At 73.7% G+C, this 9,518-nt stretch carries 7 protein-coding genes and 1 pseudogene; 3 read left to right on the top strand and 5 right to left on the bottom strand.

Annotated elements, in window-relative coordinates; all coding sequences use genetic code 11:
* On the top strand, window positions 1-422 hold a 422-nt coding region (locus tag CCN44_RS13735), incomplete at its 5' end, for an ATP-binding cassette domain-containing protein (protein WP_244203915.1).
* Complete coding sequence (locus CCN44_RS13730; RefSeq protein ID WP_086697801.1) at window positions 419-2,305, top strand: ABC transporter ATP-binding protein; 1,887 nt, start codon at window positions 419-421, stop codon at window positions 2,303-2,305. The genes CCN44_RS13735 and CCN44_RS13730, both read left to right, overlap by 4 nt.
* Window positions 2,306-2,308: 3 nt before the next feature.
* Here CCN44_RS13730 and CCN44_RS13725 read toward each other — a convergent pair whose 3' ends face one another.
* The 5 genes and pseudogenes from CCN44_RS13725 to glgX form a co-directional block, all read right to left on the bottom strand.
* The gene (locus CCN44_RS13725; protein ID WP_086697800.1) at window positions 2,309-3,547 is read right to left on the bottom strand and encodes a glycosyltransferase family protein; all 1,239 of its coding nucleotides are present in this window, start codon (window positions 3,545-3,547) and stop codon (window positions 2,309-2,311) included.
* Window positions 3,548-3,570: 23 nt separating this feature from the next.
* A pseudogene (locus CCN44_RS13720) lies at window positions 3,571-4,302 on the bottom strand (dolichyl-phosphate beta-glucosyltransferase); the annotation flags it as partial.
* A 157-nt stretch (window positions 4,303-4,459) separates the two neighbouring features.
* On the bottom strand, window positions 4,460-4,993 hold the full coding sequence (locus CCN44_RS13715) for a hypothetical protein (protein ID WP_059252690.1): 534 nt from the start codon (window positions 4,991-4,993) through the stop codon (window positions 4,460-4,462).
* An 11-nt stretch (window positions 4,994-5,004) separates the two neighbouring features.
* Entirely contained in the window at window positions 5,005-5,511 is a 507-nt protein-coding gene (locus CCN44_RS13710) for a SigE family RNA polymerase sigma factor (protein WP_059252691.1), read from the bottom strand.
* Window positions 5,512-5,625: 114 nt separating this feature from the next.
* Complete coding sequence (gene glgX / locus CCN44_RS13705) at window positions 5,626-7,869, bottom strand: glycogen debranching protein GlgX (protein WP_189397052.1); 2,244 nt, start codon at window positions 7,867-7,869, stop codon at window positions 5,626-5,628.
* Window positions 7,870-8,103: 234 nt separating this feature from the next.
* Here glgX and CCN44_RS13700 point away from each other — a divergent pair, with 234 nt between their 5' ends.
* Window positions 8,104-9,303 (top strand): L,D-transpeptidase, encoded by a 1,200-nt coding sequence (locus tag CCN44_RS13700; protein ID WP_208639768.1) that lies wholly within the window; start codon window positions 8,104-8,106, stop codon window positions 9,301-9,303.
* Window positions 9,304-9,518: the final 215 nt, after the last annotated feature.

Genomic DNA, 9,518 nt, shown 5'->3' with positions numbered 1-9,518 from the left:
TCTCCGGCGGCCAGCGGCAGCGGCTCGCGCTGGCCCGCGCGGTGGTCGGGCGGCCCGAGTTCCTCGTGCTGGACGACCCGCTGTCCGCGCTGGACGTGCACACGGAGGCCGCCGTGGAGGCCGCGCTGCGCCGGGTCCTCGCCGACACCACCGCGCTGATCGTGGCCCACCGCCCGTCCACCGTGCTGCTCGCCGACCGGGTCGCCCTGCTCTCCGGCGGCCGGATCACCGCCGTCGGCACCCACCAGCAACTCCTGCGCGACAACGCCGAGTACGCCCGTCTGATGTCCGGCGAGGAGTCCGGCGACGAGGCCGGTGAAGAGGCCGGTCCTGTCCCCGGGGCGCAGCCCCGCGCGAAGTCCTGCGCGAAGTCCCGCGCGAAGTCCGGGGAGCAGTCCCGCGAACAGGAGGACTCCCGTTGACGACCACGACCGCCTCCACCCCCGCCGTCCCCGACGACGACGAACCGAACCGGTCGGACCGGTCGGACCGGACCGCGGACGCGGGCGGTGCGGGGGACGAGTTCGACCGGGACGTGCTGCCCACCCCGCCCGGTGCCACGGCCGCCCTGCTGCGCTCGCTGCTCGCGCCCATGAAGGCGCGGGTCGCGGTCACCACGCTCCTGCTGCTGCTCCAGCAGGCGGTGGTGCAGGCGGGCCCGCTGCTGGTGGCGTACGCCATCGACAGCGCCGTACCGGCGTTCCGGGACCACCGGCACGGGCCGCTGTTCGCGGTCGCCGCCGGCTATCTGCTGTGCGCCCTCGCCTCCGGCGGGCTGCAGTTCGCGTTCATCGAGACTTCCGCGCGGGTCAGCCAGGACGTACTGCTGGACCTGCGGGGGCGGATCTTCCGGCACGCGCAGGCGCTGAGCGTCGACTTCCACGAGCGGTACACCTCCGGCCGGCTGATCTCGCGGTCCACCACGGACGTCGAGTCGCTGCGCGAACTCCTCAACGAGGGGTTGCAGGAGCTGGTGACCGTCATCCTGTCCTTCGTCTACATCTCGGCGATGCTGCTCTGGCTGGACCTCGGCCTCGGCGCGGTCGCGGTGGTCTCCTTCCTGCCGCTGTACCTGCTGATCCGGCTCTACCGGCGGCGCGCGGGGCGGGTGTACCGGGCGCGGTCCACGGCGATCGCCGCGGTGATCGTGAAGTTCGTGGAGACGATGAACGGCATCCGGCCGGTGCGCGCCTTCCGTCGGGAGGCCGTGAACGACGCCGAGTTCGCGGTGCTGAACGCCCGGCACGAGCGCACGAACGGGGACTCGCTGCTGGAGATGGCCCGCTATGTGACCGGCTCGCGCCTGGTGGCCAACACGGCGGTCGCGGCGATCGTGCTGTGGGGCGCCCACCGGGTGGCGTCCGGCTCGCTGGCGCTGGGCGTGCTGGCGGCGGCGGTGCTGTATCTGCGCCGGCTGTACGACCCGATCGACCGGCTCGGCATGTTCCTGAACTCCTACCACTCGGCCGCCGCCTCGCTGGAGAAGATCGCCGGTCTGCTGGCCCAGACGCCGTCCGTGCCGGAACCGGACCGGCCGCGCGAACTCCCGGCGCCGAAGGGCGGGATCCCGGGGCGTGAGGTCGTCTTCGACGGGGTCAGCTTTGGCTACCGCACCGGCGGCGAGGTGCTGCCCCGGTTCGACCTGACCCTGCCGGCCGGGCAGACGGTCGCGGTCGTCGGCTCCACCGGCGCGGGCAAGTCGACCCTGGCCAAGCTGCTCGCCCGCTTCTACGACCCCTCCGCCGGACGGGTGCTGCTGGACGGCGTGGACCTGCGCGAGCTGCCGACGCCGGAACTGCGGCGCGGTGTGGTCATGGTGACGCAGGAGGCGTTCCTGTTCTCCGGCACGGTCGCCGACAACATCGCCATCGGCCGGCCGGAAGCCACCCGGGAGGAGATCGAGCAGGCCGCGAAGGCGATCGGCGCGCACGAGTTCATCACCGCGCTGCCCGACGGCTACGACACCGACGTCCGCAAGCGCGGCGGCCGTATCTCCGCCGGCCAGCGCCAGCTGGTCGCCTTCGCCCGGGCGCTGCTCGCCGATCCGGCGGTGCTGATCCTCGACGAGGCGACCAGCTCGCTGGACGTCCCGGGGGAGCGGGCGGTGCAGCGGGCCATGGCGACGGTGCTGCGGGGCCGTACCGCCGTGGTGATCGCGCACCGGCTGTCCACCGTGGAGATCGCGGACCGGGTGCTGGTCATGGAACACGGCCGGATCGTCGAGGACGGCCGCCCCGAGGAACTGATCGCGGGCAGCGGCCGGTTCGCGGACCTCCACAAGGCGTGGCGGGACAGCCTCGCATAGGCCCTACGGCACCCCCAGCTCGAACAGCGCATACCCCGCGTACGAGCCGGAGGCCAGGGCCGCGATGCCCAGCAGTGTGCACTGCACGGGCAGGCTCAGCCGGCGCATGGCGACCGCGAGCGGCAGGAACAGCGGGAAGCAGGGCAGCAGATAGCGGGAGATGTTGGCGACGATCTGCTGGCTGCCCAGGACCAGGGCGAGGGTGAGGACGGTGTACAGGACCAGCACCGCCGGCGGGCGCAGCCGCAGCAGCAGCGGCAGCAGCGCGCAGGCGAGCAGGATGACACCGACCGAGATGACGTCCGCGAAGGGGTACGCGAAGAGATAGTCGAACTTGCCCACCGGCACGGACGTCAGCACGTCCCAGGTCTGCTCGCCGTAGTCGAAGCTGTGCGCCCAGGCGCCCGACTGGAGCTTGAAGTAGCCGCTCAGGTCGCCCATCTCGTTGCCGACCCAGAGCAGATAGCCGAGCAGCCCCAGCGGGGCCAGGGCCATGGCGAGCAGCGGGCGCAGCGCGCCGTCCTCGCGGCGGCGCAGCGAGAGCAGCGCGGCCACGCCGAGCGCGGCGATCAGCGCCGCGGCCGTGGGCCGGTTGAGGCCGGCCGCGAAGGTGAGCACCCCGGCGGTGAGCCAGCGGCGGGTGAGGACGGCGTGGCAGGACCAGGCGGCCAAGGCGACGTACAGGGAGTCGGAGTAGACCGCCCACTCCACGCCCGAGCCCGGCCACACCGCCCACAGCCCGGCCGCCGCGAGCCCGGCCCGCCGTCCGCCGAACCGTTCGGCTACGGCGTAGATGCCGAGGGCGGCGGCGAAGGAGGCGACGATCGAGACCAGCAGCCCGGCGCCGTACGAGCCGAGTCCGGTGACCGTCGAGGTCAGCCGGATCAGGGCCGGGTACAGCGGGAAGAACGCCGCCGAGTTGCCCTCCAGCGTGATCAGGCCGGTGGCGCCCGGGACCGGGACGAGTTTCGGGTCGTAGCCGTGCTGCGCGATCTGCTGGTACCACCAGCCGTCCCAGGTGGCCAGCACGTCCCAGGCGTGCGCGCCGCCGCCGAACCGGGGGTGCTTGGTGCGGTAGTCCCCGGTGGAGGACAGCAGGTACAGGAAGGAGCAGAAGCCGGCCAGCTTCAGCGTGCCGAACATGGCGAGGACCGGTCCGTGCCGGCGGGCGGCGGCCCGCAGGCGGGAGCCGGACGCGGACGCGGGGGCCGGCGGGCGTATGTGGGGCAGGGTGGCGGTCACCGGACCACCGGCCTCGGCCGGCGGCGGGCCAGGGTGCGCCGCATCCGGACGATCCCGCGCAGGTCCGCCAGCGCGGTGGCGAGGATGTCCACGCTGCTGTCCGGGTCGTCGACCCAGTCCACCGGCACCTCGTGGATCCTGAGCCCGGCCCGCTCGGCGAGCACCAGCAGCTCGGTGTCGAAGAACCACTCCCCGTCCCGCACCAGCGGCAGCAGCCGCTCGGCGGTCTCCCGCCGGACCGCCTTGAAGCCGCACTGGGCGTCGGAGAAGCCGACGGCCAGGGTGCAGCGCAGCAGGGCGTTGTAGCAGCGGGATATGACCTCGCGTTTGGCCCCGCGCACCACCCGCGCCCCGGGCGCCAGCCGGGTGCCGATGGCCAGGTCGGAGTGGCCCGAGATGAGCGGGGCGACCAGCGGCAGCAGCGCGGTGAGCCCGGTGGACAGGTCCACGTCGAGGTACGCCAGCACGGGCGCCCGGGAGCCGGACCAGGCGGCCCGCAGCGCCCGGCCGCGGCCCTTCTGGGGCAGCCGCAGCGAGGCCACCTCGGGGAGTTCGCCGGCCAGCCGGGCGGCGATGGCCGGGGTGCGGTCGGTGCTCGCGTTGTCGGCGATGGTGATCCGGAACGGGTAGGGGAAGGTGTCCCGCAGGTGCGCGTGCAGCCGCCGGACGTTGGGCTCCAGGTCCTTCTCCTCGTTGAACACCGGCACGACCACGTCCAGGACGGGTTCCTCGCCGGCGGTCACGGGCGTCCGCAGCGGGGTGCGCCGGGGCGCCGGCGCGGGGGCCGGCGGCCGGCCCGGCCGGCTCGTGCGGCTCGGTCGGATGTATGTCACGTGTTTCCCCGTTTGTTCTGGTGTGTCGGGCGTGCCGAGGCGGGTGTGGGCGGGAGTGCGGGAGCCGGCGGGACGGCGGCTAGCCGCTCGGACTGACCACGGACGAGGGCTCGTCCGACGGTTCGGCGGGCGTGCTCACCGGCGTGGTGGCCGGCGGTGTGGTGCTGTGGTCCCGGGCGGTGGCGGTGGCGGTGGCCGACGCGGGTTCGTGCGTGGCGGTGGCCGGTCCGCCGGTGGTGGCGGGCGGCGCGGAGGTGGTCGAGGCGGGGTCCGGCGGCGCGGTGTCCGACGGCGTGAAGGACGGCGCGGACGGCGGCGTGCTCGTCGACCGGGACGGCGACGGGGACGGCGTGCTGCTCGGCGTGGGCCCCGGGCTGGTCATCGGGCGGGGCGGCGCGGTGGGCCGGTCGCCGGTGTGGCCGTGCGGCCACAGGAACAGTCCGAGGCCGAGCCCGGCCACCGCCAGGACGGAACCGGCCGTCCGGCGGGCCGCGCGCACCCGGCGCCGGGCCCGCACCCCCGCGCGCAGCGCCTCCCGGTGCCGGGCCTCGAAGGGCGCCGGCTGCCGGTCCTGCTGCATGAGCTGCGTCAGCTGCCGCTCGAAGTGATCCATGACTTCTTCCCTCACCCCACCGGCTCGATGACGTCGGCCAGCAGCCGGCGCAGCCGGGCCACCCCGCGCGCGGCATGGGACCGGGCCGTGCCCACCGGGCAGCCCAGGGTCTCCGCGACCTGCCGGTCGGGCAGGTCCTGGTAGTAGCGCAGCACCACGGCGGCCCGCTGCTGCGGCGTCAGCTGGGCGAGCGCCGCTTCCAGCCGGGACCGCTCGGCCACGGTCGCCGACATGTCGCCGGCCGCCACCACCTCGGGCAGCTGCTCCACGGGCCGTTCGCCCCACCAGCGCCGCCGGGCCGAACGGGCCGCGGCCCTGGCCAGCACCTTGCGCACATAGGCCTCCGGTGCCTCGTCGGCGACCTTCGGCCAGACGAACCACAGCTTGACCAAGGACTCCTGCAACAGGTCCTCGGCGCGATGCCGGTCCCCTCCGGTGAGCAGACGGGCGAGATGGAACAACACCGACCAGCGGGCCGCCACGAACGCGTCGTACTCACCGGCCCTGGTCTGCTCCATCCTCACGGTCCCCGTTCTCGCCGGCTCTTTCTCCATCAGGGGAAAGGCCCTGGGCCCCCGCCGGCGCTGCACCCGCAGAGCGTGATCCGCGTCACGCACAGGTGTCCCACCGGCTCAGGCGACCCGCAGCAGCAGCACCGTCCGTGCCGGCACCGTCAGCTCCGTCCCCGCCCGGTGGACCGTACCGGGCGCCTCCGCCTGCTCCTCCACCGAGGTGTCCACGACCACCTCGTACCGCTCCGCCCAGGGCGGTCCGGGCAGCACGAAGCCGGTCGGCCGGTCGCCGGCGTGCAGGACCGCGAGGAAGCTCTCGTCGACCACCGGCGCGCCCCGCTCGTCCCGGCCCGGGATGTCCCGCCCGGACAGATACATGCCGAGCGTGGCGGCGGGCGCGTACCAGTCGCCCTCGGTCATCTCCGCGCCCCGCGAGGTGAACCAGGCCAGGTCGCGCAGCCCGTCCGCGGTCTGGGCGCGGCCGGAGAAGAAGGCACGCCGGCGCAGCACCGGATGCCGGTGGCGCAGCGCGATCAGCCGGGAGGTCAGGTCGAACAGGGCCCGCCAGCCGGGCTGCTCCAGCAGCGACCAGTCCAGCCAGCTGATCTCGTTGTCCTGGCAGTAGGCGTTGTTGTTGCCGCGCTGGGTGCGGCCGAGTTCGTCGCCCGCGACCAGCATGGGCACTCCGGTGGACAGCAGCAGGGTGGTGAGCAGGTTCCGCAGCTGCCGGCGGCGCAGCGCCCGTACGCCCTCGTCGGCGGTCTCGCCCTCGGCGCCGCAGTTCCAGGAGCGGTTGTCGTCCGTGCCGTCCCGGTTGTTCTCGCCGTTGGCCTCGTTGTGCTTGGTCCCGTACGACACGAGGTCGCGCAGGGTGAAGCCGTCGTGCGCGGTGACGAAGTTGACGGAGGCGTAGGGGCGCCGGCCGCCCCAGGCGTACAGGTCGCTGGAGCCGGAGAGGCGGTAGCCCATCTCGCGCACGTCGGGCAGGGCGTGCCGCCAGAAGTCCCGGACCGCGTTGCGGTAGCGGTCGTTCCACTCGGTCCACAGGGGCGGGAAGGCGCCCACCTGGTAGCCGCCGGAGCCGATGTCCCACGGCTCGGCGATCAGCTTCACCCGGCGCAGCACCGGGTCCTGGGCGATCACCGCGAGGAACGGCGAGAGCATGTCGACGTCGTGCATCGAGCGGGCCAGCGCCGCCGCGAGGTCGAAGCGGAAGCCGTCCACGCCCATCTCGGTCACCCAGTACCGCAGCGAGTCGGTGATCAGCCGCAGCACCTGGGGCCGGACGACGTGCAGGGTGTTGCCGCAGCCGGTGTAGTCGGCGTACCGGCGGGCGTCGTCCTGGAGCCGGTAGTAGCCGCGGTTGTCGATGCCCTTCAGGGACAGCGTCGGCCCCAGCTCGCCCGCCTCCGCGGTGTGGTTGTAGACCACGTCGAGGATGACCTCGATGCCGGCCGCGTGCAGCGCGCGCACCATCCGCTTGAACTCGCCGACCTGCCCGCCCGTCGTGCCGGAGGCCGCGTAGGCCGCGTGCGGGGCGAAGTAGCCGATGGAGTTGTACCCCCAGTAGTTCCTCAGGCCCCGGCGCAGCAGGTGGTCCTCGTGCGCGAACTGGTGGACCGGCAGCAGCTCGACGGCCGTGACGCCCAGCTTCACCAGGTGCTCGATCGCGGCGGGGTGGGCGAGACCGGCGTAGGTGCCGCGCAGCTCCTCGGGGATGTCCGGGTGGAGCTTGGTGAAGCCGCGCACGTGCAGCTCGTAGATGACCGAGTCGGCCCAGGGGGTCTTGGGGCGGCGGTCGTCGGACCAGTCGTCGTCGTCGTGGACGACGACGCCTTTCGGGACGTACGGCGCCGAGTCCCGCTCGTCGCGCACGGTGTCGGCGACCGACTGGTCCGGCCAGTCCCGCACGTGCCCGTACACCTCGGGCGGCAGACGGAACTCGCCGTCCACGGCCCGCGCGTACGGGTCCAGCAGCAGCTTGGCGGGGTTCCAGCGGGCGCCGGTCCACGGGTCCCAGCGGCCGTCCACCCGGTAGCCGTACCGCTGCCCCGGCATCACGCCCGGCACGAAGCCGTGCCAGATCTCGTGCGTCAGTTCGGTCAGCGGGATCCGCGTCTCCCGGCCGTGCTCGTCGAACAGGCACACCCGGACCGCCTCCGCGCCGGCCGCCCACAGCGCGAAGTTGGTGCCGGCGACCCCGTCCGGGCCGACCCGGAACCTGGCCCCCAGCGGGGTCGGCGCGCCCGGCCACACGGCCGGGACGGGTGGTACGGCCCGCCGGGCGCCGTTCACCGCCGCGGGTTGCCCGCTCCCGGCGGCCGGCTCCCCGGCCGGCGCCCGCTGCTCGGCTGCGCTCGTCACTGTCGGCCCCTCTTCTCAGTGGCTCGCCCGAGGGGCGCGTCCGGCCGCGCCGAGCGGCCGGGGGAGCGTCCTCGCACCCCCGGCCACCCGGTACGACTGCGCCCGACGGCTCCGAGGCGGGCTGGGGGCACCCCTTGGGCGAGGCTCCCCGACGTGTCGTCCTTCCCTCTGTTCTGCCCAGCGCGTGGCTCGCACTCACGTTTCCCCGGAGCGTGCCCCGTCGTTGAGTCTCGCGTGAGGCACGCAACTGGACGCGCACGGCGCGCGGGGGCCGCGCTGGCCGCCGTACTGACATGGGCGGGGCTGCTCGCGGGCTGCTCCGCGGACGGCCCGGGCCCGCTGGGCATGGGCGGGGCACTGGGCGAGCCCCCGGCCCCCGAGGACGTCATCCGGGTGACCCCCGACGACGGCAGCAGGGGCGTACGCCCCGACCAACCGCTGCGGGTGCGGGTGCCCGGCGGGCGCCTGGAGAAGGTGACCGTGGTCAAGTCGCAGGACGCGCGGGTCTCCGCGGTCCCGGGGCACGTCGGCGCGGACGGACTGACCTGGCGGCCGGACGAGGACCGGCTGGCGCTGGCCGCCCAGTACACCGTCGACGTGGTCGCGCTGGACTCCCACGGCCGCCGCGCGGCCCGGCACACCACCTTCACCACCTACGTCCCCGACCAGCGGTTCATCGCCTACGTCAGCCCGGAGAACCGGGCCACCGTCGGCACCGGAATGATCGTCTCGCTCTCCTTCAGCCAGGAGATCGCCGACCGGGCCGCCGTCGAACGCGCGGTGCGCGTCAGCGCGCGGCCCCCGGTCGAGATCCGCCCGCACTGGTTCGGCAAGGGCCGCCTGGACTTCCGCCCGGAGCGCTACTGGAAGCCCGGCACCGAGGTCACCGTCGACCTGGACCTGCGGGACGTCGAGGGCGCCCCCGGGATCTACGGCCTCCAGGACAAGACGGTCTCCTTCACCGTCGGCCGCAGCCAGGTCTCCCTGGTCGACGCGGCCAAGCACACCATGCAGGTGCGGCGCGACGGACACCTCCTGGCCACCGTCCCCATCACCGCGGGCGCCCCCAAGCACCCGACGTACAACGGGAAGATGGTGGTGATGGACATGCTGGAGGTCACCCGCATGAACAGCCAGACGGTCGGCCTCGGCGCCGAGTACGACATCCCCGACGTCCCGCACGCCATGAAGCTCACCGACTCCGGCACCTTCCTGCACGGCAACTACTGGGCCCCGGAGGCCCCCGGAGTGGCCAACGTCAGCCACGGCTGCNNCGGCGCCGACACCCCCGCGGGCTGGTTCTTCGACCGCAGCCTCGTCGGGGACATCGTCGAAGTCGTGCACAGCAAGGACAAAACCGTCGCTCCCGACAACGGCCTCGGCGGCTGGAACATGGGCTGGAACGAGTGGAAATCGGGCAGCGCGGTGAAGTGACCAGGTGAGGGGCGGGGGCGCGCGGTGCGGGTGTCGGGCGGAAGTTGCGACGGAACGGTGACCTTTGCCTGACACCCTGCTCAAAACCAAGCAGTTAATATGCGCGCACCGAAGTGGTGGGGAGCGGGCCTGAGCAGGGGCCCGGCGAGGGGAGAACAACTTGAACATGCGGCCTGTGGCGGGGGCGTCGACTCGGGGGCGGCGGGGCCGTAGGG

Source organism: Streptomyces tricolor (assembly GCF_002155905.1).
GTDB classification, from domain to species: Bacteria; Actinomycetota; Actinomycetes; order Streptomycetales; family Streptomycetaceae; genus Streptomyces; species Streptomyces tricolor.
Note: the sequence above shows the minus strand (reverse complement) of the source record. Positions and strands in the feature narration are given on the sequence as shown.